Annotated in this window: 23 protein-coding genes and 2 pseudogenes; 15 read left to right on the top strand and 10 right to left on the bottom strand. The window is 70.1% G+C overall.

Annotation, left to right across the window (positions count from 1 at the left end):
- A partial coding sequence (locus ACZ7MG_RS32565) for a PaaI family thioesterase (RefSeq protein ID WP_471946317.1) occupies positions 1-703 on the top strand: 703 nt, incomplete at its 5' end.
- A gap of 123 nt (positions 704-826) precedes the next feature.
- Here ACZ7MG_RS32565 and ACZ7MG_RS32560 read toward each other — a convergent pair.
- Both ACZ7MG_RS32560 and ACZ7MG_RS32555 read right to left on the bottom strand, forming a co-directional pair.
- Positions 827-2,020, bottom strand: coding sequence for a metallophosphoesterase (locus tag ACZ7MG_RS32560; protein ID WP_471381691.1), 1,194 nt, complete (start codon positions 2,018-2,020; stop codon positions 827-829).
- 135 nt (positions 2,021-2,155) lie between these two features.
- Positions 2,156-3,015: pseudogene (locus tag ACZ7MG_RS32555) on the bottom strand (aldo/keto reductase).
- A gap of 72 nt (positions 3,016-3,087) precedes the next feature.
- Between ACZ7MG_RS32555 and ACZ7MG_RS32550 the strand changes: the two are divergent.
- The 4 genes from ACZ7MG_RS32550 (at position 3,088) to ACZ7MG_RS32535 (ending at position 8,755) form a co-directional block, all read left to right on the top strand.
- Positions 3,088-3,759 (top strand): helix-turn-helix transcriptional regulator, encoded by a 672-nt coding sequence (locus tag ACZ7MG_RS32550; protein WP_471381689.1) that lies wholly within the window; start codon positions 3,088-3,090, stop codon positions 3,757-3,759.
- Between the two features lie 329 nt (positions 3,760-4,088).
- Entirely contained in the window at positions 4,089-4,670 is a 582-nt protein-coding gene (locus ACZ7MG_RS32545; RefSeq protein WP_471381688.1) for a TetR/AcrR family transcriptional regulator, read from the top strand.
- 358 nt (positions 4,671-5,028) lie between these two features.
- Complete coding sequence (locus tag ACZ7MG_RS32540) at positions 5,029-6,549, top strand: VWA domain-containing protein (protein WP_471381685.1); 1,521 nt, start codon at positions 5,029-5,031, stop codon at positions 6,547-6,549.
- 106 nt (positions 6,550-6,655) lie between these two features.
- Positions 6,656-8,755 (top strand): hypothetical protein, encoded by a 2,100-nt coding sequence (locus tag ACZ7MG_RS32535; protein ID WP_471381682.1) that lies wholly within the window; start codon positions 6,656-6,658, stop codon positions 8,753-8,755.
- A gap of 216 nt (positions 8,756-8,971) precedes the next feature.
- On the opposite strand, the gene ACZ7MG_RS32530 is transcribed toward ACZ7MG_RS32535, so the two are convergent.
- From ACZ7MG_RS32530 to ACZ7MG_RS32520, 3 genes are all read right to left on the bottom strand, one after another.
- On the bottom strand, positions 8,972-9,541 hold the full coding sequence (locus ACZ7MG_RS32530) for a hypothetical protein (protein ID WP_471381681.1): 570 nt from the start codon (positions 9,539-9,541) through the stop codon (positions 8,972-8,974).
- A gap of 388 nt (positions 9,542-9,929) precedes the next feature.
- Positions 9,930-10,241, bottom strand: coding sequence for a hypothetical protein (locus ACZ7MG_RS32525; RefSeq protein ID WP_471381679.1), 312 nt, complete (start codon positions 10,239-10,241; stop codon positions 9,930-9,932).
- Between the two features lie 647 nt (positions 10,242-10,888).
- A complete protein-coding gene (locus tag ACZ7MG_RS32520) occupies positions 10,889-11,818 on the bottom strand; it encodes a MerR family transcriptional regulator (RefSeq protein WP_471381677.1) in 930 nt (309 codons plus the stop codon).
- Between the two features lie 162 nt (positions 11,819-11,980).
- Between ACZ7MG_RS32520 and ACZ7MG_RS32515 the strand changes: the two genes are divergently transcribed.
- On the top strand, positions 11,981-12,505 hold the full coding sequence (locus ACZ7MG_RS32515) for a P-loop nucleotide/nucleoside kinase family protein (protein ID WP_471381675.1): 525 nt from the start codon (positions 11,981-11,983) through the stop codon (positions 12,503-12,505).
- On the opposite strand, the gene ACZ7MG_RS32510 is transcribed toward ACZ7MG_RS32515, so the two are convergent.
- The gene (locus ACZ7MG_RS32510; protein WP_471381673.1) at positions 12,458-13,471 is read right to left on the bottom strand and encodes a hypothetical protein; all 1,014 of its coding nucleotides are present in this window, start codon (positions 13,469-13,471) and stop codon (positions 12,458-12,460) included. The two genes, ACZ7MG_RS32515 and ACZ7MG_RS32510, sit on opposite strands and share 48 nt — an antisense overlap.
- Positions 13,472-13,677: 206 nt before the next feature.
- Between ACZ7MG_RS32510 and ACZ7MG_RS32505 the strand changes: the two are divergent.
- From ACZ7MG_RS32505 to ACZ7MG_RS32485, 5 genes and pseudogenes are all read left to right on the top strand, one after another.
- A pseudogene (locus ACZ7MG_RS32505) lies at positions 13,678-14,507 on the top strand (ABC transporter ATP-binding protein).
- Complete coding sequence (locus ACZ7MG_RS32500) at positions 14,507-14,878, top strand: hypothetical protein (RefSeq protein WP_471381672.1); 372 nt, start codon at positions 14,507-14,509, stop codon at positions 14,876-14,878. The pseudogene ACZ7MG_RS32505 and the gene ACZ7MG_RS32500 overlap by 1 nt, the downstream one beginning before the upstream one ends.
- Positions 14,879-14,907: 29 nt before the next feature.
- Entirely contained in the window at positions 14,908-15,414 is a 507-nt protein-coding gene (locus tag ACZ7MG_RS32495) for a MarR family winged helix-turn-helix transcriptional regulator (protein ID WP_471381669.1), read from the top strand.
- Between the two features lie 83 nt (positions 15,415-15,497).
- On the top strand, positions 15,498-16,886 hold the full coding sequence (locus tag ACZ7MG_RS32490; protein WP_471381667.1) for a radical SAM protein: 1,389 nt from the start codon (positions 15,498-15,500) through the stop codon (positions 16,884-16,886).
- The gene (locus ACZ7MG_RS32485) at positions 16,883-17,914 is read left to right on the top strand and encodes an aminotransferase class I/II-fold pyridoxal phosphate-dependent enzyme (protein ID WP_471381665.1); all 1,032 of its coding nucleotides are present in this window, start codon (positions 16,883-16,885) and stop codon (positions 17,912-17,914) included. The genes ACZ7MG_RS32490 and ACZ7MG_RS32485 overlap by 4 nt, the downstream gene beginning before the upstream one ends.
- A gap of 261 nt (positions 17,915-18,175) precedes the next feature.
- Here the strand turns inward: ACZ7MG_RS32485 and ACZ7MG_RS32480 are convergent, their stop codons facing one another.
- Together ACZ7MG_RS32480 and ACZ7MG_RS32475 are read right to left on the bottom strand one after the other, a co-directional pair.
- A complete protein-coding gene (locus tag ACZ7MG_RS32480) occupies positions 18,176-18,946 on the bottom strand; it encodes a carbonic anhydrase (protein WP_471381663.1) in 771 nt (256 codons plus the stop codon).
- A gap of 617 nt (positions 18,947-19,563) precedes the next feature.
- On the bottom strand, positions 19,564-20,460 hold the full coding sequence (locus ACZ7MG_RS32475) for a helix-turn-helix transcriptional regulator (protein WP_471381661.1): 897 nt from the start codon (positions 20,458-20,460) through the stop codon (positions 19,564-19,566).
- Positions 20,461-20,584: 124 nt separating this feature from the next.
- Here ACZ7MG_RS32475 and ACZ7MG_RS32470 point away from each other — a divergent pair, with 124 nt between their 5' ends.
- A complete protein-coding gene (locus ACZ7MG_RS32470; RefSeq protein WP_471381658.1) occupies positions 20,585-21,607 on the top strand; it encodes a zinc-dependent alcohol dehydrogenase family protein in 1,023 nt (340 codons plus the stop codon).
- A gap of 103 nt (positions 21,608-21,710) precedes the next feature.
- Positions 21,711-22,478, top strand: coding sequence for an SDR family NAD(P)-dependent oxidoreductase (locus ACZ7MG_RS32465; RefSeq protein WP_471381656.1), 768 nt, complete (start codon positions 21,711-21,713; stop codon positions 22,476-22,478).
- 145 nt (positions 22,479-22,623) lie between these two features.
- Here the strand turns inward: ACZ7MG_RS32465 and ACZ7MG_RS32460 are convergent, their stop codons facing one another.
- Positions 22,624-23,634 (bottom strand): GlxA family transcriptional regulator, encoded by a 1,011-nt coding sequence (locus ACZ7MG_RS32460; RefSeq protein ID WP_471381654.1) that lies wholly within the window; start codon positions 23,632-23,634, stop codon positions 22,624-22,626.
- 159 nt (positions 23,635-23,793) lie between these two features.
- Between ACZ7MG_RS32460 and ACZ7MG_RS32455 the strand changes: the two genes are divergently transcribed.
- Entirely contained in the window at positions 23,794-24,636 is an 843-nt protein-coding gene (locus ACZ7MG_RS32455; protein ID WP_471381652.1) for a dienelactone hydrolase family protein, read from the top strand.
- Between the two features lie 456 nt (positions 24,637-25,092).
- Here the strand turns inward: ACZ7MG_RS32455 and ACZ7MG_RS32450 are convergent, their stop codons facing one another.
- On the bottom strand, positions 25,093-25,371 hold the full coding sequence (locus ACZ7MG_RS32450) for a hypothetical protein (protein WP_471381650.1): 279 nt from the start codon (positions 25,369-25,371) through the stop codon (positions 25,093-25,095).
- Between the two features lie 103 nt (positions 25,372-25,474).
- On the opposite strand from ACZ7MG_RS32450, the gene ACZ7MG_RS32445 reads away from it, so the two are divergent.
- On the top strand, positions 25,475-25,930 hold the full coding sequence (locus ACZ7MG_RS32445) for a PEP-utilizing enzyme (RefSeq protein WP_471381647.1): 456 nt from the start codon (positions 25,475-25,477) through the stop codon (positions 25,928-25,930).
- The last annotated feature ends 15 nt before the right edge of the window (positions 25,931-25,945 follow it).

The following is a 25,945-nucleotide window of genomic DNA, read 5'->3' as shown; positions in this document are numbered from 1 at the left end:
CCCCCACACACACACACGGAGAAACCGCATGCACACCCCCCTCGCCGAACCGCCCGCAGGCACCGAAGCCGAGTCCCTGGAGCACCAGCGAGCGGCCATCACCCGCCTGGGACACGAACTGCGCGCCCTGGTGGAAGCCACGGTCCGCACCGCCGCCTCGCCCGACACTCTCCATCGTGTGGCGGACGGCGTCCGTCATGTCACCGGCCAGCTGACCGGACGACGGCGCACACGGACGGAGATCCCCGACGTGGACGGGTTCCCCGCAGGGCCGCGGATGTACAGCCCTGTCGTCGGGGCAGGCAGCCCGCTGGCCCCGCCCGTGACCATCACGTCCACCGACGACGGCGTGATCGGCCACTGCACGCTGGGCATCGCGCACGAAGGCCCGCCCGGTTACGGCCACGGCGGCATGAGCGCCATGCTCCTGGACGAACTCATGGGCCAGGCCTGCACCGCCGCGGGAATGCCCGGTATGACCATCTCCCTCCAGCTCCACTACCACCAGCCCGTTCCGCTGGAGACACCCCTGCGCATCCTCGGACGCGTCACCGGCACGGACAACCGCAAGGCCTTCGTGACCGGGACGATCACCACCCAGGCAGATCCATCCATCAACCTGGTCACCGCGGACAGCGTCTTCCTCACGCCCGACCCCGACCGTGTCCGCGCCCTGTTTCCCGCCCTGCGGAAGGAAACGTGACAGCAGGCTGCCGACCGGCAGGGCTGGGGAGGAGCAAGGGCTCAGGCCTGGGCTGACAGGAAGTCAGGGAGTCGCCGGCTGAGCGTGTCCGCCACCGGAGAGAAGTGAGCGAACGTCCGGCGGCTACGCCTGCCGCGAGGCGAGTTCGACGACGGTGATGTCGGACGGTGCGCCGACGCGGACCGGCGGGCCCCACGCTCCGGCGCCGCGGGTGACGTACAGCTGGGTGTCGCCGTACCGTTCCAGGCCGGCGACGGTGGGGTTGGCCAGCTCGGCGAGGAGGTTGCCGGGCCAGAGCTGGCCGCCGTGGGTGTGGCCGGAGAGCTGGAGGTCGACTCCGTGGCGGACGGCGTCGTGGATGAGGACCGGCTGGTGGGCGAGGAGGACGGCGGCGCGGGAGCGGTCACGGTCGCCGAGTGCCTTGGCGAAGTCGGGACCCTGGCCCTCGCTTTCGCCCTGGACGTCGTTGACGCCCGCGAGGTCGAAGCCGGGCAGTTCCGTGCGGGCGTTCTCCAGCGGGCACAGACCCAGGTCCCGTACCTTCTCGACCCACGGTTCGGCGCCGGAGAGGTACTCGTGGTTGCCGGTGACGAAGTAGGAGCCGTGCCGCGCCCGCAGCCGGGCGAGGGGTTCGACGGCCGGGGCGAGGTCCTCGACACTGCCGTCCACCAGGTCGCCGACGACGGCGATCAGATCGGCTTGGGTGGCGTTGATGGTGTCGACGACCCGCTGGGAGAAGCCGCGGCCCAGGATCGGACCGAGGTGGACGTCGCTGACCACCGCGATCCGGAAGCCGTGCGCCCCGCGCGGCAGCTTGGCCAGCGGAATGGTGAGCCGCTTCACCGCGGGGCCGCGGAGTACGCCGTACGTCCCGTAGCCGACGGTGCCCACGGCCACAGCGGCAGCCGCGCCGCCCACCACGCGGGAGACGAAGAGGCGGCGCGAGGGAGCGGATCCGCCGGGGTCCGCCTTCCCGGACCGCTCGGCGCCAGCGCCTCGCCGGGCGAGCCACCACCGCAGCACAGGGCGGACCGCCTCCCCTGCCAGCAGCGCGAGCAGCAGGTAGAGGAAGAGGGCCAGCCACAGGTATCCAGGCCAGGCGATGACGCGCCGGACGACGAACGGGACTCCACCGAATCCGCTCGTCATGGCACCGACCATGAGCACCGGCCCGGCCGCGAACACGGCGTTCCCGACTCGACGGTGGACGGAGCCCGGGAGCGAGGTGTCGCGTACGAGACGGCGCCACGCGTACCAATGGAGCGTGACGAGCGCCGCCAGAACGGCGACTGAGATGACGACGAAGACGATGACCACGGGGTGGCGCGGTCCTTTCCTTGAGAACGCGGAATCCTGCCCGCGAACGCCGAAGGAGGACAGTCACAGGGCACCGGGGGCCCGGGCACCTTCCGCCGGGTCGTTTCCTTGGGGCGTTTCGACAGCCCGCGGATGTCAGGCGAGGTCGGCGAGGTCTTCTTCGGTGAGCGTGATCTCGGCGGCGGCCATGTTGCCCTCCAGGTGGGAGAGCGAGCCCGTGCCCGGGATGGCCAGGGTCACCGGCGAGAAGGCCAGCAGCCAGGCCAGGCCGATCTGCGACACGGTGGCGCCGTGCCGGGCCGCGACCTTGGCCAGCCGCTCGTCATCGAGTTCCCGGCCGCCACCGATCGGGAAGAACGGCACGAACGCGATGCCGGCCTCCTCGCAGGCGGCCAGCAGCTCCGCGTCGTCGCGCTTGGCGGCGTGGAACTGGTTCTGAACGGCCGCGACGGGTGCGATGGCGCGTGCCTCGACGAGATGGGCGGTGTCGACGTTGCTGAGACCGAGGTGACGGATCAGCCCCTCCTCGCGCAGCGTCGCGAGCGCCTCGAAGCGGGCGGCGATGGACTCGCTGTGCGGGGGTTCCATGACACCGACGCGCAGGTAGACCAGGTCGAGGCGGTCCACACCCAGGCCTTCCAGGTTGGCCTCGACCAAGCCACGCATGTCGGCCGGCGTGCCGTGGGAGAGGCCACCGGGGCCGACGAGGGGGCCGAAGACCGGGCCCACCTTGGTGGCGATGACCAGGCCGGAGGGGTAGGGGTGGAGGGCTTCGCGGATCAGGGCGTTCGCGCGTACCTCGCCGCCGGTGCTGACGTAGAAGTCGGCGGTGTCGATGTGGTTGACGCCGAGTTCGACGGCGCGGCGCAGCACGGCACGGCCGTTCTCGGGGTCGCGGGAGGGACCGCCCATGCCCTGCTGGGACGGCAGGCGCATGGCTCGAAGCCGAGCCGGTGGATGGGCAGGTCGCCGCCGAGACGGAATTCTTTGCTCATGGCCCCAGCCTCCACGGCCCAGAACGCGCAGGCCAGGCTCTGGCACCATGCTGCCAAAGGCACAATGGACGTATGCCACAGATCATGGTCCTGAACGGTGACCTTGAGCTCCAGGCCCGGATCAGACCCCTGACGGAGTCGGGCGACGCGGAATGGGTCAACGCCGCGCGTGACCTCGACACCTGGCCCGGCGCCCGCGAGGCCGCCCGCCTGCGGATACGCCGTGACGGGGCGCGTCAGGCCCGCAAGCTGTACAGCCCCGCCGCCCTCACCGACGAGCGGGACCGGGAGGTCCTCCGGGAGATGGTCGGCCACGGCATGCAGGTGCGCATCGCCGCGACCCCGCTGCTCCAGGGAACGGTCTTCATCGACCGGCGCACCATGATCCTCACCGGCCCCACGCCCTCCGCCCCGTCCGTTCACGGCCACCGCCACCGCACGTACACCATGAGCGCCGAACCCGCCCTGGTCAGCGGGGCCTACGCGTTGTTCGAAGCCGCGTGGGAGACGGCCACCGACCTGGCGGCCTTCTTCGACCCCGACCGGCCCCGCATCGACACACAGACCCGCACGGTGCTGCACGCGCTGGGCTCCGGCATGACCGACATGACCGCCGCACGCGAACTGGGCATGTCGCTGCGCACCTACCGCCGCAGGGTCGCCGAGCTCCTCGCCGCCCTGGGCGCGGACTCGCGTTTCCAGGCCGGCGTGCGCGCGGGCGAGCTGGGTCTGACCCGCGGGTGAGGACTGTGCGTGGCAAGTACGTCGGTCTGCGCCGCGGACGACCGAACTCGCCCTGACCTCCGCCGAGTTCGATGTGCTGGTTGGGGCTCCTGATACCGAGGCGGCTCACGACACCCCTCCGTGAGGACCCGCCGCCACCCCCAGCCCGCTCTGCGGCGGCTCGACCACTCCGGCCGCTCACCAGCAGCGGGCCACTGCCCCCTGGCCGAATCCGGCGCTATCGTACTCCCAAGCGGACCGCTGTCCGCTACCCGGAAGACATATCGCGCAGCCGCGGCCAGGCAGGCAAGCAGGCAAGGGCTTGGTATGTGGGCTCAGGAGGAGAGTGAGTGGAGTTGAGGAGCGACGGGCCTCAGCGCTCGGACGCGCAGCGCAACCGCGAGCGCATTCTGGAGGTCGCGCTGGCCGAGCTGTCGGGTTCGCCGGACGTCCCGCTGACCGTGATCGCCAGGAAGGCGGGGGTGGGACAGGGCACGCTCTACCGGAACTTCCCCAACCGTGAGGCACTCATCCTGGAGCTGTACGGCAACGAGGTGCGGCAACTCACCGACAGTGCGGCGGAGTTGCTCAAGACCAAGGCTCCCGACCTGGCCCTGCACGAGTGGATGGACAGCCTGGCCCGCTTCGCCGTCGCCAAAGCGGGTCTCGCCGACGCCATGCTCCAGACCATCGGCACGTCGGAGGCCTCGGCGCAGCCGGGTTACAAGCCGGTGGTCGAGGCGATCGAAGCCCTCCTCGCGGCCAACCACGAGGCCGGCACCATCCGCCCCGACGTGACCGCCGACGACTTCATCCTGATCATGGCCGGATTCTGGCGGATCGACATCCACGGCGACTGGCAGTCCCAGGCCGCACGTCTCCGGGACCTGATCATGGACGGCCTGCGCACGGGAGCCCCTGGTCGGGGCTGAGACACGGCCCTGCGCTTCCCCTCAGGAGAACGGTGCTGAAGTCGTCCCACCGCGTCGAAGACGAAGGCCTGGCCGCGGCAAGGCACTCGGGACCCCGGCCAGCCGGAACAGATACGCCACCAGGGCCGGGGCCAGCCGCTGTTCGTCTGTGCCGCGCGCAACCGGCGTAGGTGGGACCAAAGGCGCCAGTTCGGCGCAGCACCGTCCTGACCGGATCAGGGCGGTGGTGGTCGGCTTCGTAGATGGCGTGCCCGCCTCGCGTGATGGTTCTGGCGGGCGCCTCGGCGGACGTAACCGTGCGCGGGTAGTTGTGTACCAAACGGTCCCGATGTCGGGTTTCCCTGGGCAGACTGGGCGCATGAGAGAGACTTCGATGACCAAAGGCGGCAACCTGCCCGTCGCCGCCAAGGCGGTGCGGGTCGAGCTCGGCTGGTCCGGGGGCGTCGGTGCGCCGGACGCCGATGCCTCGGCGCTGCTGCTCCGTGCCGACGGACGGGTGAGGGACGACGGGGACTTCGTCTTCTACAACCAGCCCCAGCACGCCTCGGCTGCCGTGCGCCATCTGGGGAAGCGACGGGACGGTGGCGGGACGACGGACACCGTCGGGGTGGAGCTGGGGGCCCTGGAGCCGGAGATCGAACGGGTCGTCCTCGGCGCCTCCGCGGACGGGGGCACCTTCGGCCAGTTGTCCGGTCTGCGGCTGCGGCTGATCGACGCCGGTACGGGTGAGCAGTTGGCGCTGTTCGAGATGGAGGCGACGACGGAGACCGCGTTCATCGGCGGAGAGCTGTACCGGCGGGCCGGTCAGTGGAAGTTCCGCGCGGTGGGACAGGGTTACGCCTCCGGACTCGCGGGGCTGGCCACCGACTTCGGGATCAGCGTGGACGAAGAGCCCGGCGCCACCGCGTCGACGACCTCCTCCGCGGCCACTCCCGCATCCGCGTTCCCCTCCGCACCCGCCACGCCCGCGTCCACCTTCCCCTTCACACCCGCCACTCCCGCATCCACCTTCCCCTCCGCACCCGCCGCTCCGGCGCCCACGCCTGCCGTGGCGAGCGCCACGCCCCGGACCGGCTCTCCCACCCCGCCCCGGGGCCCGGCTGCCCCCGCCCCGCGTCTCGTCAAGGGCGAGGAGCGGTTGCCGGTGGACATGCGCAAGCGGCTCTCCCTGCGCAAGGAGCAGATAGCCGTCAGTCTGCGCAAGCACGGGGCGGAGGGAGTGACCGCGCGCGTCATCCTCGTCCTGGACGCCTCCGGGTCGATGTCGTTCCTGTACTCGAAGGGTGTCGTGGCCGACGTCGTGGAGCGGATGGCTGCCGTGGCCGCACAGCTCGACGACGACGGTGAAATGCAGGCGTGGACGTTCGCGTCGAACCCGGCCCGGCTGCCGGACCTCGCCCTGGGTGACCTGCCGGAGTGGCTGCAGCGTCATGTCCGGGTCGGTGAACTGACGTTGTTCCGGCGCAAGAAGCCGCGGAAGGGCCTGCTGCCGGGCCAGGTGGACATGCGCGCGGTCGGCATCCAGAACGAGGAGCAGAAGGTGATCGCCGAGGTGCGGACGTACGTCCGTGAGCACCCGGCGGCAGCCCCCACGCTGGTGCTCTTCTTCTCCGACGGCGGCGTCTACCGGAACGAGGAGATCGAGACCGAGCTGCGGCAGGCGGTGGACGAACCGATCTTCTGGCAGTTCGTCGGGCTGGGGCGCTCCAATTACGGCGTGCTGGAACGGTTCGACACCCTGCCCGGCCGACGCGTCGACAACGTGGGGTTCTTCGCCGTCGACGACATCAGCGGCGTACCGGATGCCGAGCTGTACGACCGGCTGCTGTCCGAGTTCCCGTCGTGGATCCGTGAGGCACGACGGCACGGCATCATCTGAGCCGACGGCCTCCCTTGTACGGCGAGTGGGCCGTCCTCTACGCTGCGCGCAGTAATCGTTTTCTACGGCTTTCCGTCCGGCAGCGTCTTCCGTCAGATGAGGAACTGTGAACAGCACCGCGCGCCCGCTCATCAGCATGTGGTTCGGCAATTTCTTCGAGCCCTTCTACAGCGATCTCGAAGCGACGCGCCGCGGTGTCGCCGACATCGCCGCTCTCGGCTTCAACTCCATCAACCTGGACTCGAAGCCGTGGGAGGACTTCTTCGCGCGCTACAGCGGCGCCGACGCGAGCCAGTACGTGGCGATGCAGGAGTTCATGATGGCCGAGGCCGCACGACTCGGCCTGGACCACACCTGCCTGGCTCTCTATCTGTGCGGCGACAACCTCTACCCCTCGATACGCAATGTTCCGCCGGTGCGCGGCGAGGAAGCCGTCAGGGCAGACGGCACACCGATGGGCACGTACAAGTACTGGTCACCGACCGCCCAGGGGACCATGGTCGAGCACGTACGCGGGCTGTTGAAGCTGTACGGCGCCGGGATGCGCCGTACCGACGACGGACGCATCGTGATGCAGACCATGTTCGATCCCATCGCGAAGCCCAGTTTCGACGCGGAGGGACGGACCAAGTACCTCACCTGGCTGGCAGCCCGATACGCCGGCGACATCACCCGCCTCAACGAGCGTTACGCCACCGAGGCCGCCTCGTTCCACGAACTGACCCCCGACGAATACTGGTTGCGACCGGCCGAACTGAGCTGGGTGGGGTGCGCGGTTCCCGGCGCCGACGACTTCGTCCGCCGCACACCGGACTTCCATCGCTGGATCGACAACCAGACCCATCTCGCGGAGGTCGTCGTCGAGTACTTCGCCACGATGCGGCAGCACTGGGCCGGGCTGGACACACCCCTGTTCACGGAACCGGTTCTGCACCAGTGGGGATACTTCTTCAACCCTCCCGGACAGCCGGACTGGCAGACCGGTCAACGCGCTCTGGATGTCTACCGATGCGCCGAGCATGTGGACGGCGTGCTCTTCATGGCCGCTCCGCTCAACGCCGAGAACCGGGCCGACGCCAGCGTCGTCAGCGTCGAGGCCGCGATCGCCCGCGCGGCGAACGGCTTCACCCCGTTCGCCGGCGGGCTCTACCTGGGACGTCACATCAACGCGGACATCTACCGGGTGGTCCCGCCGGCCGAGGCCCTCGCGACCCACGTGGCCGCCGGAGCACGGGGCCTGCACGTCTACGGGTACAGCGGTCTGGACGACGGAGGCGTGCTCTTCCGGGCGGACCCCCTGTTCAAGGAGTCCCTCCGCGTGGGAACGACCTGGGCGGCCGAGGTCCTGCCTCTGATCACGGAACCGCGAGCGCGTGAGGTCGCCCTGCTCTTCCCCGCGGAGATGAGCCTGTACGAACCCGTGCAGGTCGACGAGGGCGGCCGCCACCGGATGGATCTCCTGGGCTGGTACCAGCAATTCACCGATCTGGGATGGCATGTCGATGTCGTCCACCCCGACCAGGTGATCGCCGGTGTTCTGGCGCACTACCAGCACCTGGTGGTGCCGACGAACTCTCTCTACGACCTCGGCGAGAACGGCGCCCTCGAAAGCACCGTCCGCGCATGGGTGACCGCCGGAGGGCACCTCTGGCACGGCCCCTCGTGCGAACTCGCCCGCAGAGCCTTCGCGATCCACGAGTCCGACGTCGACTTCGACTGCCTGGCCTGGGCGGACGAGGAGGTCATCCCGCACGGGTGGTCGACGGTGGCGTTCGAGACCGGTGCTCCTGTCGCGTCCTACCTTCGGACCGGAAGGACGGCGGTCGCCGAGACGGCGGTCGGTGCCGGCAAGGTCTACTCCTTCGGATTCCAGTACGGCTACTCGTACAGCCGGGAATCGATGCCGATCGTCCCTCCCCGGTACGGCAATCGCGAGATGCATCCGGTCGTGCTGTTGCGCCGGACGCCGGTAGAAGCCCTGGCAGGTGTCTCACCCACTGCCGTGCTCCCGCCCGTCCGAGGCGTCGAGGCGGCCCGCTTCGGCGACAAGATCGTGATCGTCAACCATCGATCCAGCCCGGTCGACCTGAGTGCCATCGACGCCGAGCGCATCATCGCCCAGATCCCCGCCCCCGCGGGGCGGCTTGCGGCGCACTCCGCCGTCTATCTGGAGTTGCGGCTCTCCGAAGCTTCGTCTGCACGGTGACGAGTGCGGGCGGGTGCAAGGGACGCGCGGCTCGCCGGTCCCCCGCGCCCGCGCCCGCAGGCGCCGGCTGGAAGCGGTTCGTCCCGCTGGATGGCCAGCGGGACGAGGCAGCAGGGGCCGGATCGGCCGGCAGCGTCACCGTGCGGCGACGGGCCCCGTCACGCGCTGCGCGCGTTCGTGCTCATGCGCGGGTCGCGTGTTCGCGCGGTGTCCGCGTCACCGCCGGGCGGCCTTCTTCGCACCGGTGAACGCGGCATACGCGCCGATGGCGAGGAAGAGGAAGGTCATCGCGTCGGCCGTCTCGCTCCAGCCCTGCGTCAGCACGTCGAAGTGCTCGGTGAACAGCGTGGTCGCCGACACGCCGATTTCGCCGGCACCGATCACCGCGATGCCGATGAGCTGGCCGAGGTAGACCGCGCCCAGCGACAGCAGGGCGCTGATCACGGGCAGGATCGGGTTGGCGCCACCGACCTTGCCCGCCGCGAAGCCGATGAGGAAGCCGACACCGACGGCCGCGTAGCCGATCTCGTACTCGGTCGCACCGACGATCCCGCCGTAGACGCCGGCGGTGACCAGGGCCGTGACCACGGCGACGACCAGCCCCAGGGCGAGGTTGTCGCGGGCCGGCGCGGCCGGAGGTGCGAACGGCGCCGAAGGAGGCACCGCGGCACCGGGCTGCTGGGCGTAGGGGTTACCGTCGGCGGGCTGCTGGGCGTAGGGATTGCCGCCGGCGGGCTGCTGGGCGAACGGGTTGCCCTCGGACGGCGATGGAGCTGACTGGGTCATGACAGAATCCCCCATGGAACTGATGCGACGAGTGGATCGACGAGTGGTGCGGCGTGTGCGCACGCGTGTGCGACAGGACGCCGAAGAGTAGCAGGCCCGGGATTCCTCTTCACCAGGGATTTACACCGGGGCTTTCAGGGCGGGAACCGGCAATCGGCCGACGAGTCCACGCCGCGGGGTGTGGGAGCCCGTTCGAGCGCCCGTCGGAGCGCCCGTCGGGGAATCCTGGCAGCGTCGGACGTCGCGGGCACGGGGGTCCCCACCGCGGTAGGGACCCCACGCTGCGAGCCGTGCGTCCTGGGAATCAGGCACCGCTCCGTTCGGACAGCGGGACGGGCTCCCGCGTCTGCTTCACCGTCCGGCGATTCGGCGCCCGACGCTCACCCGGTCATGCGCGTTGTTCCCGCTCTCTGGCAGCCAGGGCCCTGGCCAGCATCTTCGCCCGGTAGGGGTTCGACGGGTCGAGGGCCTGCGCCACCTGCACGGCTTCGTCCAACAGGGCCAGCCGTCGCTCAGGCAACTCCCGCAGCAGGGGCGACGCGCTCGCCTCCACCAGGACGTACGCCAACTTCGACCCGTACGTCTGCGGCTCGACCCGTGTCAGAAGGCGGTAGATCCACAGCCCCTCGGCACCACGCACCACCCTCCGGTTGGCACTCAGCAGCTTGACCCTCGCCAGCACGACCATGTCCTGATCCATCGATCCCCTTCGTCACTCCCTCCCCGGCCCGTGCACGTCACACGGTGCGACAGCACGGCGAGCGTGCCGACAGCCGGAGAACGGCTGCCGGCACGTCGGCCGAAGAGTGGATGACGACGAGTCTGATGCCTGGCACCGACCGCCACAAGAACAAACCGGCGTGCTCTGCGTCCTACCGAAAACCGCCTCCGAACAGGCATGATGGACCTGACACTCACTCAACGCCCGTGAACGCCCGTGGAGGTACGTGCGGGGCCGCGCCGTCAGGCAGCCGCCCATGGCACACGGCAGGTGTGCGGCGCCGTGCCCTCCGGGCACAGGGTCCTGATCACTGTCCTGCGGATCGCCCGCCACGTCCGCAGGGAGCACCGCAACCGGACGCACAGTTCTACGGGTTCCCGTGCGCCGCTGCTCCGGGCAGGATGTTCCACAGCCCACTGTTCCACCAGGTGGTCGTACACGTCGGCGGTCGACAGCTCACTGCCGGGAAAAGTGCGGACGACGGTCTCATCGACGATCCGGGCGCTCCGGGATCCCACAGCCTCCTCGACGAGTCTGCGCACCCATGCCACCCCCTGCTCGTCCGCGTACAAGCCGAATCGCAGGACGCGCGTCCTCATCGCGTCAGGCCTTTCTGATCGTCGTCATCACCCATGGCACAGGGCGGTGGCGAACCAGGTGTAGACGGGAGCGAGTGCCGGTGATGCGGGCCATCCATTGATCGTCGCCACGAGCTGCCAGTAGCGCTCGGTGTGCGGGTCGGTGGTTGTCTGCAGGCGGGCGAGGAGCCAGCGGCGCAGATCGCCGTCGCCCGCGTGCTCGAACGCGTAGCCGTAGAGGCCGCCCAGTGAGTCGGCGCGGGGTGCGTCTTCGGCGAAGGTCGGCAGGACGCCGGCGGACACGGCTTCGTCGAAGCGTTCACGCATCGCGTGGTCGAGAGTGTCGTGCAGCGCGCTGACGTCCCGCTCGGAAGGCTCTCGCGCCTGGTCCGCGGCCGTGCGACGTAACGTGAGACGGAAGTCCGCGTTCTGACAGAGTTCGGCGAGTGCCACCCAGGCCTCGGTCTGTTCGGGCGCGGGATCATCGGGGAGTTCGGGAACGGCGGATCGCATCAGGGTGACGAACTCCGGGTTGTCGTCGAGGTCCCTGAACGTGTCGTCGATGAAGTCGGATACCAGCTGGTGTCGTTCGGTCCGGCACAGCGCGGCGAGTCGGTGCATGAGGTCCATCTCCATGGGGGTGGGGCCGCGCCTGGCGACTGCTCGCAGTACTGCCCGGCGCAGGCGAAGAGCCTGGATCTGTACGTCCAGAGCATGGGCGTGTACTTCCGCGACTTCCGGTAGGGATGCCTCCTGGTCCAGCACCTTGCGCACGGTCGCCAGATCCAGCCCGAGATCGCGCAGGGTGCGGACCAGGTCCAGGCGTGCGGCTGCGTCCACGCCGTACAGCCGGTAGCCCGCGGGACTCCGGCCGGTTGGCGGGACGATGCCGGTGTCGGAGTAGAACCGGATGGTCTTCACCGTCAGGCCGGTCCTGCGGGACAACTCACCGATGGAATAGAGCGCGTCACGATCCATGCCCACAGCCTGCCGTCTCCCCCCACAGGAGACTCAACCGGGGCCAAGGCCTCCCTGCGGGGCCAGGACCTCCCCGCGGGGCCAAGGACTCTGCGAACCGGTGGCCCACGCCACCGGCGTACCCCATCAGCCTCCGCTTGGCCCTCGTGACAGGATCTGGGGGTGACGACGCTGTTCCTGACGGTCGGTCTGCCAGGGGCCGGAAAGACCACGAGAGCCCGGCAACTGGCCGAGGAGCACAGCGCTCTGCGGCTGACTCCGGATGAGTGGATGATCCCGCTGTTCGGCGACCCGCAGCCCGAGGGGAAGCGCGAGGTGCTCGAAGGACGGCTGCTCTGGCTGGCTCTGGAGGCGCTCAGGCTGGGAACCAGTGTGGTCCTGGACTTCGGATGCTGGTCACGTGACGAGAGATCCGCGATCCGCTGGTTGGTGATGTCTGTGGGCGCGTCCTGTCAGCTTGTGTATGTGCCGGTGGACCATGAGACCCAACGTGCTCGGGTCGCCCATCGCCAGTCGACCACCCCGGATCAGACCTTCGCGATGAGCGAGACCGACCTCGTGCGCTGGAGGGCGCTGTTCGAGGAACCCGATGTCGCGGAACTCGAGGGCCACGAGGTTGGAGGTCCGCCTCCTGGGTGGTCAGGGTGGCAGGAGTGGGCCACCGATCGGTGGCCGTCGCTCGCGTGACCGTCCGCGGAGATGCTCTCTCGCTCGGTCGGTCCAGCGAATCGGGTGGCCGGATGGGGCCGTGGTGAGCCAGGTGCCGTCCCCGAGGGGGCGCATGTCGTAGGTGTTCTCCCCGCGCCCGTCGAACTCGCCTTGGACCTGGCCGGAGCTCGCATCGACCCGATAGTGGCGGAACCACTCCTGCTCGTCCTCGGTTTCGCCGGCGACGGTGACAAGGAGGGTGTCCGGGCTCAGGTAGCCGCCGCACCATTCCACGTACGCCTCGTCCGGGTCGTGTCCGAGCGTGTCGATCGAGACGGTGAACGCCACCTCACCCTCGGGATAGGTGTGGACGGCCATGTCGGCCTGCGCGTGGTCGACGGTCATGAAGTGGCGGCCGTCGGGCGACAGGTCGATGAGGCATCGGTCGTCCCAGGGGTAGCGGAACAGGTCCATCCCGGCCTCGGTCAGCGAGGCGCGGAAGATGACCGAGCCGTCCTGTCCTTCTCCCACGTCGAGAAGGACGTGCCCGCTCGTTCCGTGCGGCAGTTGCACCCCGCCGTGCCCGACGGTCTGCAGATCCGCCTGCGCGATGCCCCCTCCGGAGGCGGCGTCCAGGGCAACCCACTGGTCGGGGCGGTCACGGTCGGCCATGGCGTCGGGGCGGTAGACCCACACCACGCGGCCATCCGACGACAGCACACACCCGGGACGGTGTCCGTGTGGCTGAACCGACTCCGGTTCAAGCCCTGACCGCCAGACCTCGGCCCCGTCCGTCGTCACGCATACGACCGCGTTCAAGGTCGTGTAGTAGGCGCGTTGAAGATCGACGTCAACGGTGTGGTCGATGACGTCGTCCCCGGAAGACGGCGGCCAGGCCATGGCGGGTGACAGCACGCCCGTCTCCTCGGTGGCCAGGTCGTAAGCGCAGATGCGTTCGTCGACCAGTCGCGTGATGACCCGGAGGGGGCGTTGTGATGCAGGCATGCGCAGACGTTAGCGCCCCGACAGTCGAGTGCGGGTCGGCGACTGGTACCGCGGTGCCACTCCCGTGCGCGGCGAAGTCGCCCACGGCCCCAGGTGGCGCGGCTGATCCGCGCCTAGCTTGGTGGCGCGGCCCGTGGTGGTCGTGGCGCGAAGGCGGATGTCGCCGGTGCGTGTGGAGCGATCGGCGCCTCGGAGGACCGGCACCCATGATCGACGTACAGCAACTCACCAAGCGCTACGGCGACAAGACGGCCGTCGACCGGCTGACGTTCACCGTGCGGCCGGGGCGGGTGACCGGCTTTCTCGGGCCCAACGGGGCCGAACAAGTCGACGACCATGCGCATGATCATCGGGCTGGACCGGCCAACCAGCGGGACGGTCACCGTGAACGGCAGGCGGTACGCCCGGCACGCCGCTCCCCTGCGGGAGATCGGCTCGCTGCTGGAGGCCCGTTCGGTCCACCCGGGCCGTACCGCCTTCGCCCATCTGATGGCCCTCGCCCACACCCACGGCATCCCGCGCCGCCGCGTCGACGAGGTCATCGAACGGGCGGGCCTCACGAGCGTGGCCCACGGTCAACGGGCTTGATCCGGAAGGGGTGTTGTGGGTGCGCAAGCTGCTGGCCGGACTCGCCGCGGAAGGCCGTACGGTCATGCTCTCCTCGCATCTGATGAGCGAGACCGCGCTGATCGCCGAGCAACTCGTCGTCATCGGCCGGGGTCGGCTGCTCGCCGACACCACGGTGGACGAGTTCATCGAGCGGGCCGGCGGGCGAGGCGTGAAGGTCGCCACCACCGAACCGGAGCGGTTGCGGAGTGTGTTGACGGGTCCGGACGCCACCCTCACCTCAGCCGCCCGGGAGGAGTTCGTGGTCGAGGGCGTGGGCTCCCGCCGGATCGGCGCCCTGGCCGCGCGGCACGGTATCCCGCTCTACGAACTCACCCCGCAGGCCGTGTCCTTGGAGGAGGCGTTCATGGAACTGACCAGCGACGCCGTGGAGTACCAGAGCGCCACGGCCCCCGGGAGGGCCGCCTGATGAGTACGACGACCGCCTCTTCGTACAAGGTCACCTTCCCGCGTGTGCTGCACTCGGAATGGAGCAAGTTCTCGTCCGTACGGACGAGTTGGGTGACCCTCGGCCTGCCCGTGGTCGTGCTGGTGGCCATCGGGGCCCTCGCGTCGGCGCCCTACAGTCCCGAGACCGTCGGCCCCGGCGGCGGGCCGCCCCTCGGCGACAGCCCGGTCGCCCTCGCGCTGACCGGGATGACCTTCGCGGGCCTCGCGGTCGGAGTGCTCGGCGTCCTGGTCTCGGCCGGTGAGTACAGTACGGGCATGATCCACTCCACGCTGGCGGCCGTACCGAAACGGCTTCCGGTGCTGTGGTCCAAGGGCCTCGTGAAGGCGTGACGACACCACCGGATCCCGTGGACGCATGGATGGACTCGTGGCGCACCGAGCTGCCCGAGGTCGAGCACGCCTCCTCGGAACTGACCAAGCGGATCATGTTCATGTCCAGCGCACTGAACGGCGTGATGCGGCGTGAACTGACGGAACTCGGGCTGACCCCGGCCGAGTTCGACGTCCTGGTGGCGTTGCGTCGCGCGGGAGCGCCGTACCGTATGAAGCCGAACCAGCTCGCCCGGGCGCTGATGCTCTCCACCGGCGGCACCACCAACATCACCCACCGCCTCGTGGCCCGCGACCTCGTCGAGCGGGAGGACGACCCGGACGACGCCCGCAGTACCTGGCTGCGCCTCACACGGGACGGCGTGGCACTCGCCGAGCGTTCGGTCCTGGTGAGCTCGGCGGCCCACGACGCGCTCTTCGAGGGCGTCCCCACGGAGGTCGTCCAGGCGGCGACCGCCGCGCTGCGGGAGCTGTTCGCCACCGTCCCCGGCCTGCGAGGCAGCGCGGTGACGCGTGCCCGGCGGCCTCAGAGCTGACGGCGCCGACGCGTCAACGGATTGGTGCCACGTCGAGTTGAGCGGTCCAGGTCGTCCGGGGCCCGCTCATGCATGATGACGGGATGAACCACAGCGACCAGCGCTTCCACGTCATCGTGCTGTCGAACTTCGCCAGAGGCTTCGACAAGTACGCGAACGCCTACGGCAAGGCGGGCATTGCGGAGAGTACCTATGCCGACCGCTTCCACCTGTTGACCCGTGCGGAGTTGGGAATCGGTATCGGCAAGGCGCGACGCCTGCTGGACCGTCTGGCCATTCCGGGCGACCGGCTGCTGGTGCTGGAAACCCTGGTGAACCCCGACGAGTTGGTGCCCAACATGTCGACCGGCCTCGGCATGGAACTGCACGAGGCCCGCATCCGGCTGGCAGCGGTCCACGAACTCGACCGAGCAGGCGACGAGTTCACTCTCCGCCCGACGACCGTCGAGGATGCCATGGCGGCCTCCCTGCACCTGCACGAACCGGCACAGCATCCCTACGCCGACGCGCGCCCCCGCTCGGTGTCGCTCCTGCCGGTCGCCTCCGCCTGCCAGGCCCGGTGTTCCTTCTGCTTCTCCTCGGCCTCGATCTCCAGCGACCAGGCGCCGGCACGAGTCCCCTGGGACGCGGTCGCGCACTGGCTGGAGCGCGCCCGGGCGGCAGGGGCCGAGCGCGCGGTGATCACCGGCGGCGGGGAGCCCACGCTCATACCGTTCGAACAGCAGCTGCGCCTGGTGTCCGCCTGCTCGGCGGCCTTCCCGAAGGTCGTCCTGATCACCAACGCGCACACCCTGGCGAAAGGCGAGCACACCGACCGGGCGGACCGCCTCGCGGCCCTGGGCGCCGCGGGCCTGAGCGTCCTCGCGGTCTCCCGGCACCATCAGGACGACGACGCCAATGAACGGCTGATGATGCTGCGCACGCCGGTGCGTTCCGTCGTCGACACCTGGCGCAGGGATCGTGACCGCTGGCCGGGGCTGCGGATGAGGCTGATCTGCGTGCTCCAGCACGGCGGCGTCGCCGACGCGGCCGACGTCGCCGACTACCTCTCGTGGGCCGCGAGTCTCGGAGTCGCCGAAGTCTGCTTCAAAGAGCTCTACGTATCCACCAGCACCGAGTCGCTGTACTTCGACCGCACCGCCAACCGATGGAGCCGAGAGCACCAGGTCTCGCTGTCCGTCGTCACCGACTTCGCCGAGCGGCACGGCTTCGCACTGGCGAGCCGTCTGCCCTGGGGCGCGCCGGTCTACCACGGCAACTGGGACGGACAGCCGATGCGGATCGCCGCCTACACCGAGCCCAGCCTGTTCTGGGAACGCACCAACGGGATCGCACGCAGCTGGAACGTCATGGCCGACGGACGCTGCTACGCCTCGCTGGAGGACCGGGCCAGCGAGATCGTGCCGGAAAACGCGACGGAGGACACCACAGAAGACTCGACGGAAAGCGTGACGGAAGGCGCACCGGCATGAGGTTCGGCGAGTTCCAGGAATACCGGCAGCGGCAGCTCAGCGCTTCCTCGTCGCTGCTGGACGCCGCCGAGACCAACGTGTACCGGGCGCTCGCCCCGATACGACCGCAACCGCCGACCGACCTCCGTACGGTGCACCGATGCAATCTCGCCCGCGCCTGGTTGCGGCGCTTCGAGCTGCCGGAGGACTGGTCCGGCCGTGCCATGGTCTGCCGAGGCGTCCGGCACGGGCTCGGGACGGTGTTCCACGGGCTGCGTGCCATGCGGGCGCGGTTGTGGCTGCCCAGCGACGTGTACCCGGTCTACTTCGAACTGGCCCGCGCCGCGGGCCTGGAGCCCACCTCCTACCCGACGCTCCCGGCGCCGGTCCTGCCGACCTCGCCGGCCGGCCACCGGCCCGAATACCTGCTGCTCGCCAACCCCAGCAAACCGCTCGGCCGTTACCTCTCCGACGCCGAGTGCACCGCGGTGCTGTCGTGGCTGCGGGAATCACCGCACCGCCGGCTGCTGATCGACAGCGTCTACGACCTCGGGGCCCCGTTCGCCGCCGGCACCCGGCGACTGCTGGACACCGGTGGGGCGGTCCTGCTGCATTCGGTCACCAAGGGGTGGTTGTGGCCACGCACTTTCGGCGTGGCCCTGCTGGGTCCGGCGGACACCGAACTGGCCGAAGCGTTCCGGGCGGATCCACCGACCTCGGCGCAGCTGCGGCTCGCCGACCGTCTGCTGACCGAGCACAGCGACGTACCCCGGCAGGTCGTCGACGAACTCACCGCACGGGCTGAGCGGCTGTTCGAGGCACTGCCGGACGACGTGCTCAGGGCGATCCCGCCGACGAGCCGGGCGTGTCCCGGCAACTACTTCTTCCCGGTCGACATCCCAGCGGGGACGCTCCACCGCGAGTACGGCATCCTCGCCGCGCCGATCAGCGTGTTCGGGGAGAGCGACTGGCCCGGCTCCGTCCTGACCAGCCTCGCCGACGCCTTCGGCAACCTTCACGACCCGGAAAGCCAAGGTTTCCGGGCATAGACCGCCCTTGAGGGCTGCGGCCTGTCCTGACGCTCCGTCCGGGCGGTCTTCACCCCACGCGCCGCCCGCCTCGCTCACGTCGGGGTCGAGGGGGCCGGCTTTTCGAGCGCCGGGAGCAGGTACGCCGTGCCCTCGTCCGGGATGAGGGCGCCCGATCTGTTTGCGGGGCCGGCCGCCCCTGTCCTCCTGTGACGGGCCGGCCGCCCCCAGTCCTCCGGTGACGGGGGCGGCGAGGCTCGCGGCTGGGCAGCGGTCGCCGGGTCAGGCGGCAGGGGCTCCCGTGAGGGTCTCGACGCGGCCGGTGTCGAGCGAGTAGTAGGCGCTGACCACGCTCAGGTCACCCTTCTTCACCAGAGGGGCGAGGGCGGTGTTGGACCGCAGATCGGCGGCGGTCCGGTTGGCGTGGGCGCGGATCATCGCGTCGACGGGGTCGGTGTGCCTGGTCTTGGCGATGTCCTGGTAGGCCGGGCGCAGGGCCTCGACGATCGACTGCAGGTTGCCCGGCAGGTTCTCACCGTCCTTGATCGCCTTGTACGCCGCCTTGATGGCCCCGCAGTTCTGATGTCCGAGCACGACGATGAGCGGGGATCCCGCGGTGAGGGGGCCGTACTCGACGGAGCCGACGACCACCGGCTGGACGACCTGTCCGCCGGTGCGTATCACGAACAGGTCGCCTATGCCGGTGTCGAAGACGAGCTCCGGCGGCACGCGGGAGTCGATGCAGGAGACGATCACGCCGTAGGGCTTCTGCTCGGGCGCGACGGCCGCACGCCGGGCGGGGTCCTGGTCGGGGTGCTGCAGTTTTCCGCTCACCCAGCGCTTGTTGCCGTCCAGCAGCCTGGCGTACGCCGTCCCGGCGGAGTCGGGCCGGGCAGCGGCCTTCGGGGCCGGTGACGCCGCCCCGATGTTCGCCGCCTTCGCCGTGTCCGCACCGCCGGTCTTCGACGAACAGGCGGTGAGCACGGCCGCGGAGGCCGCCGCGATTCCTCCGGTGAGAATGGCCCTGCGCTGTGGCCGCACAGCGTTACCCATGAGTCTGCCCCTTACGATCCTGAGCGGAGTCCGCCCGGGGAGTCGGGGGAAGCATGGGGTACGCCGCAACCGGCTCCCTGCTCCCGTCCTCCCAGGTGGAGTTGGTGATTCCACTCTCACGGGAGGCCGGTTAGGGCTCGTCCAGCGCTCGTGCAGCGCAGGGGAAGTTCCCGTCCAAATCACGCCAGGTAGCAGGAACACCCGTTTCCGGAACCATGGGGAACAACCCGGCGGGGCCACGAGCCGGTCCGCGCGCGTGACGACTGTGGCTTTGAGCGCCCCCGTTCCGCTCGACTTCGCCTTCGCGACCGTCGTGGACGAGGAGGTGCCCGCCGCCTTGAACTGCAGGCTCAGCGTGCGGCCCGCGTAGCCCTGGTACGCGTGGGTGTCCCAGTTCGCCCAGGTGATCCGCCCCGGTCACGGTGAGGGTCCTCCCCTTCGTGACCGGCTCCGGCGAGGCGTTGGCGGTGAAGGAGACCCCGCCCTCCGCCGCCGGTTCCTCGCGGGGCTTGTCCGGGATCGTTGGTGGTCTCCCCCAGGGGATCCGGGCCGGCCGGTGACACGTACGCGTGCGAGGTCCTCACGGGAGATGTGCATTCGCGGTTTAGGGGCTCGCCCTAAGGGTGACGGGGGTGCGTGCGACGTACGTCGTCATCGGTCGTCCGCGGCTGCTTCCGGGTATCGGCCCAGGCCGCCAGGAGGGTGAGGCCGTCGGCGCTGGGGGTGCCGGGGTCCGCGGTGTAGGTGGTGATGGAGACGTGTGGGTCGCCGGGCAGGGCGAAGTCGTCGTAGGCGAGGGTCATCGTGCCGACGGCCGGGTGGTGGACGGTCTTGCGTCCGCGTGAGTGGCGGCGCACGTTGTGCTTGGCCCAGCGGGTGCTGAAATCGGTGCTGCGGACGGAGAGTTCGCCGATGAGTTCGGTCAGCTGCTTGTCCAGCGGGTCGCGCCCGGCGGTCGCGCGGAGTATCGCTACCACCTGGTCCTTCGCCTCGTCGAGGTCGGTGTAGTAGGCCTCCGCACGAGGGTCGAGGAACACGTATCTGGCGATGTTCGGCGGCTGCCGGGCCATCGTGAACAGGTCGGCGTACAGGGCACGCCCCAGGTCGTTGGCCGCGAGGAGATCGAGGCGGCCGTTCTGGACGACGGCGGGCACGCTCATGGACGCGAGGACCTGCTGCACGGACGCGGTGATGGGCGAGGTGCGCTGGGGGCGTGGGCGGCGTGCGCCGGGCGCGACGTTACGTGCCAGGTCGTACAGGTGGGCGCGCTCGTCGTCGTCGAGTTTCAGTGCACGGGCGACCGCGTCGAGGACGCTCTCGGACGCGCCGCCGAGCCGGCCGCGCTCGATGCGGGTGTAGTACTCGACGCTGAGACCGGCGAGCATCGCGACTTCCTCGCGCCGCAGTCCTTTGACCCGGCGGTTGCCTCCGACGAAGGGCAGCCCGGCCTGCTCGGGCGTGATCCGCGCCCTGCGGCTCATGAGGAAATCCCGGATCTCCTGCTGAAACTCCATGGCTCCCAGGCTAGGACGCGGGTTCCTGATGTGGGGGTCCCTGAGAGTGCCTGGCAGGCATCCATGAGGCGAGGGACGGTGGATGGCCAACCCAGAGAAGCTGTCTGAAAGGGAGGTCCGCCAAGTGCGTGGAGCTGTCCTGTACGCCCCGGGCGACGTCCGGGTGGAAGAGCGCGAGAACCCCACGATCGTCGCACCGACGGATGCGGTCATCCGTGTGTCCGCGACGTGCGTGTGCGGGTCTGACCTGTGGGATTACCGTGGCGTCAACGAGGTGACCCAGCCCACCCCGGCGGGCCACGAATACGTCGGCGTGGTCACCGAGATCGGCGACGAGGTGAAGAACATCAAGGTCGGCGACTTCGTCGTCGGGTCGTTCTTCGCCTCGGACAACACCTGTGAGATCTGTGAGGCGGGCTACCAGTCGCGCTGCGCCCATGCCGAGTTCGTCGGGGCCGGCGGGGCGCAGTCGGAGTACCTGCGGGTGCCGCTGGCCGACGGCACCCTCGTCGCCACCCCCGGCATGCCGGACGACGACCTCATCCCCTCCCTCCTGGCCGCCTCCGACGTACTCGGGACGGGCTGGTTCGGTGCGGTGGCCGCCGAGGCCGGGCCGGGCAAGACCGTGGCGGTGGTCGGTGACGGAGCCGTGGGCCTGCTCGCGATTCTGGCCGCGAGGCAGCTGGGCGCGGAGCGGATCATCGCCATGTCGCGGCACGCGTCGCGGCAGAAGCTCGCCCGCGAGTTCGGCGCGACCGACATCGTCGAGGAGCGCGGCGAGGCAGGCGTGGCCAGGATCAAGGAACTGACCGGCGGATACGGCGCCCACAGCGTGATCGAGGCCGTCGGCACCCAGGAGTCGATGATGCAGGCCATCCGCTCCACCCGACCCGGCGGACACGTGGGCTACGTGGGCGTGGCCCATGGGGTGCAGCTTCCCGGCGAGGAACTGTTCTTCGCCGAGGTTCACCTGCACGGCGGCCCCGCCCCGGTGCGCCGGTTCCTGCCCGAGCTGATCCAGCTCATCTGGGACCGCGAGATCGACCCGGGCAAGGTCTTCGACCTCACCCTCCCACTCGACGAGGCCGCAGAGGGATTCAAGGCGATGGACGAGCGCCGCGCCATCAAGACCCTGCTCAAGCCCTGACCCCTCGCCCTCACCCCACCCTCCCCCACCCGCCCTCCCCCGCCCTCGTCCTCGCCCACTCTCCCCCGCCCTCAACTTGTCCGACTCGACTGGAGAACCACCCATGAACCCCACCTACGACTTCTCCGGCCAGGTGGCCTTCGTCACCGGCGCCGCCTCCGGCATGGGCCTGGCCGCCGCCCGCGCCTTCGCCGACTCCGGCGCCGCCGTGGTCCTGGCAGACCTCGACCCCGACGCCGTCCACACGGCGGCCGAGGAGATCACCGGCCGCGGCGGGCGGGCGACCGGTGTCGTCTGCGATGTCACCGACGAACAGCAGGTGGAAGCGGCGGTGCGGCGCGCGGTGACGGAGTACGGCCGTCTGGACATGGCGTTCAACAACGCCGGTATCCAGGTACCGCCGACCGACGCGGCCGACGAGACGGCCGACTCCTTCGACCGGGTCAACGCCGTCAACCTGCGCGGCGTCTGGGCGGCGATGAAGCACGAACTGCGGCAGATGCGCGAGCAGGGCAGCGGCGCCATCGTCAACTGCTCGTCCCTGGGCGGGCTCGTCGGACTGCCCGAACGCGCCGCCTACCACGCCTCCAAGCACGGCGTGATCGGCCTGACGCGTAGCGCCGCCGTCGAGTACGCGCCCCGGGGCATCCGTGTCAACGCCGTGTGCCCCGGCGTCATCGACACCCCGATGGTCGCCGACATGGTCGAGAACCAGGCCGAGGCCATGGCCGGGATCCTCAAGGAACAGCCCATCGGCCGCCTGGGTACGGCGGACGAGGTCGCTGCGGCCGTCCTGTGGCTGTGCAGCCCCGGAGCCGGCTTCGTCACCGCCACCGCTCTCCCCGTCGACGGTGGCTTCACCGCCCACTGAAATCCGTTCACCGGCTCACGGCCAGGCGGTACGGCGCGTCTGCCAGAAGCCCGCCACCCAGGGAGCAGTCAGGTGTTCCGTCTCCGCGATGGTGAGCACGGCGTCGCCTTCCGGGCCGACGCCCCGGTCTGCGGCCGGGCGGGCTTCAAGTCTCCGCGCGTCGGGTCGACCCGTCGTGGTCGTGGCGGCGACGGAACATCGCGCGGTACTCCCTCGGCCGTCGGCCCGTGTGCCTGGCGAAGATGCCGCTGAACGACCCGGGGTCGCCGTACCCGACGTCGGCGGCGATGCTCGCGACCGTCCTGTCGGTCGTCTCCAGCAGGTGTCTGGCTCGACGTACCCGTGCCGTGTGCAGGTACGCGAGTGGCGTCTCGCCGGCCTCGTCGCCGAAGCGGCGGAGCATGGTTCTCGTGCTGACGTGGAACTCCTGGGCGAGGGTGGGCAGGTCGTAGCGCGACTTGAGGTTCTGGTCGAGCCACCGCTTGACGTTGAGCGAGAACTCCCTGCCCACCGTGGGTATGAGCCCCGGGTCGACGTAGGGAGCCTGCGTGGAACGCGCGTCGTCGACAAGCGCGATGCGCGCGGTGCTACGGGCGACGCGGGGGCCGTCGTGCTCGCGGATGAACTGCAGGGCGAAGTCGTACATGGCGCTGAAGGCCGCCGTGGTCGTCACCCCCCGGTCGGTCACGACCAAACTCTCCGGGCGCAGGCGCACATCGGCGTACCGGCGGGCGAACCGATCCGCGAACAACCAGGACGTGGTCGCTCGGCGCCCGTCGAGCAGGCCGGCCTCAGCCACCAGGAAGGCGCCCACGCAGATCGATACGACAGCGGTCCCCGAGGCCGCCTGCGATCGAATCGACGCCGTCTCCGGTCCCAGGCCTGCGAGTGTCGCGTCGAGATCGAGCGTGGGCGACAGCTCGAATCCCGGCACGATCAGGACGTCGACCGGGCGTACCGCCGAGACGTCGAGGACCGAGCCGCCGGCCGCGATCACACGACGCCGGGGCGAGATGACCGACGCCTCGTAGGCCGGCCGTACCGACCCTCGCGCCGCGGCGACGTGCGTTGCCATGGTCAGGAGGTCAGGGACGCCGAACACCTCCGACGCGAAGCAACCGGGGTAGGCCAGCACACCGACGCGTAGCGGACTCATACGGCCTCTCCGGCACCTTCGGACGGGTCTCGGACGGGGTCTCGGACGGGGTCTCGGACGAGGTCTCGAACCGGGCTTCGAACGGGTGGCGATATTACCGTGATACATGGCGATGCCGCCGCTTCTCACGAGGGCGGCCCGCTCGTCATCATCTCGGTCATGACCATCACGCGAGGACAGAGCGCCCAGAGCGACCAGAGCGACCCCTTGGACGACTTCTCACGGAGAGCCGTCAGCGTCGATGACATCGACAAGACCGTGTACGTCGCCGGGTCGGGGCCGGCGGTCATCCTCATGCCCGAGATGCCGGGCATCAGCCCCGACGTCGCGCGGTTCGCGCGGTGGGTGCGTGATGCCGGCTTCTCCGTGTACATGCCCTCTCTGTTCGGTGTCGACGGCGCCTATCCGCTCGCCGAGTCAGGCGGGACCGTCGTTCGACGCGCCTGTGTCAGTGCCGAGTTCCGGGCCTTCGCCGGTGGCGGCACCAGCCCCGTCGTCACCTGGCTGCGCGGCCTCGCCCGCCTGGCGCACGCCGAGCGCGGCGGGCCTGGCGTCGGCGCCGTCGGCCTGTGTTTCACCGGCAACTTCGCTTTGACCATGGCGCTCGAACCGGCTGTCATCGCACCAGTGGTCAACCATCCCTCGCTTCCGCTGGACGATCCCGGCGGGCTGGAGATCAGCGACGAAGACGCGGCCGCCGTGGCGGAACGCGTGGCGCGAGAGGGATTGCAGGTTCTCGCCTACCGCTTCGACAACGACAGGTGGTGCACCGGTCAGCGGTTCGCGGCCTACCGAGCGCTGCTCGGGGACGCCTTCGACGGCCGCGTACTCGCTGCCGAGACCGCGAACACGAACCCTCCGCCCTTCTTCCGTGACGTCGTCGGCTGCGCCCACAGCGTCGTCACGGCACACCTCGTCGACCAGGTCGGCCACCCCACCACGCAGGCCCGGAACGAGATCATCACCTTCCTCGCCGAACGGCTCGGGACATCGACCCCATGAGCCTCTCCTCTCACGACTTTCGTCCAGGCGTGCGGGATTCTCTGCCGCGCGGGCACAGTGCGCCGTACTACGTGGAGAGACCACGCTCCCCACACCCCGGCAGCGAGGGCCGCCCTGCTCACCCTCATGCGCGACCCGGACGCCGAGGTACGGCTCAGGGCGTGTACGGCGAGCATGCACGACGACGACCTCTCCCGGACACCACCCGAGCGCTGCTCCTGCTGACCGAGGACCCAGATGCCGTCCACCGGGGTGCGGCCCTGTCGGCGCTGGCCGCCTCCCCGGACCGTACGCCCGCCGTCGCCGACGCCCTGGCAGGCCTGCACACGACCACCGGGCCGACGCACTCCGGCGGTGGAGGTGGCGGAAGCAGACCTCGGCTGAGGAGTGACGACCGGTCTGCGCGAACACCGGTCCTGACCGGTGGAGCCACTCCTGACGAGGGGGATCACAGGCTCAGCAAGTGTCGCCGTGGCGGGCCACGGTGTGGCCGGCGCCGCGTCCCTGTGCGCGGGCCACGATCAGGCCGTCGGCCACCCGGACGGCGAACTCGGTTCCGTCGTCGACCGAGTCCCCGCCCAGGACGGTGGGGATCGCACTGTCGTCGCCGAACACGACGCACAACCGCGGCAGTTCTCCGGCCGCGAAGACCCGCCACAGGCGGCCGAGGAGGTCGTAGAGACGGAGACGGGCCAGTCTGCCGGACCGGCACGAGGCACTCCGCAGAATCTCCACCCAGCACCTCAAGCACGTCCGTACGCCGCGCATCGCCCCGTCCGAGGAGACCCCCGTCCTCGCACGGGGAGTCGGCGCCTGCCCGGGCGTCGCGATCGGCCGGGTGGCGACCACCCCGGAGCGGGCGGTGCGCCTGGCCAGGAACACCCCGGTCATCCTGGTGCGCCCGGAGAACTCCCCGCACGACATGCGCGGCCTCGCCGCCGCCACCGGGATCGTCACCGCGCGAGGCGGACCGGCCAGCCACGCCGCGATCGTCGCCCGCGCCTTGGGCACACCTGCGGTCGTGGGCGTCACCAACCTCACCTTCGACACCGACACCGGCTCCGGCTCCGACACCGACACCGGCTCCGGCTCCGGCTCCGGCTCCGGCTCCGCGACAGTCGGCGGTCTCCCCCTCGACGACGGCACGCTCATCACCATCGACGGCACCGGCGGCGAGATCGTCCTCGGCCGCCCCCACATCATCACCGGCCCGGCCGGCCACCACTCACCACGCAGCGACTCCCAACGCCTCACCGCCGCCCACGCCGCACTGGCATCCCGCAGCGACCCCTGACACACCCCCACAACC

This window comes from Streptomyces sp. NPDC107538, from assembly GCF_055657445.1.
The sequence above is the reverse complement of the archived record's forward strand: the minus strand, read 5'-3'. Positions and strand labels throughout refer to the sequence as shown.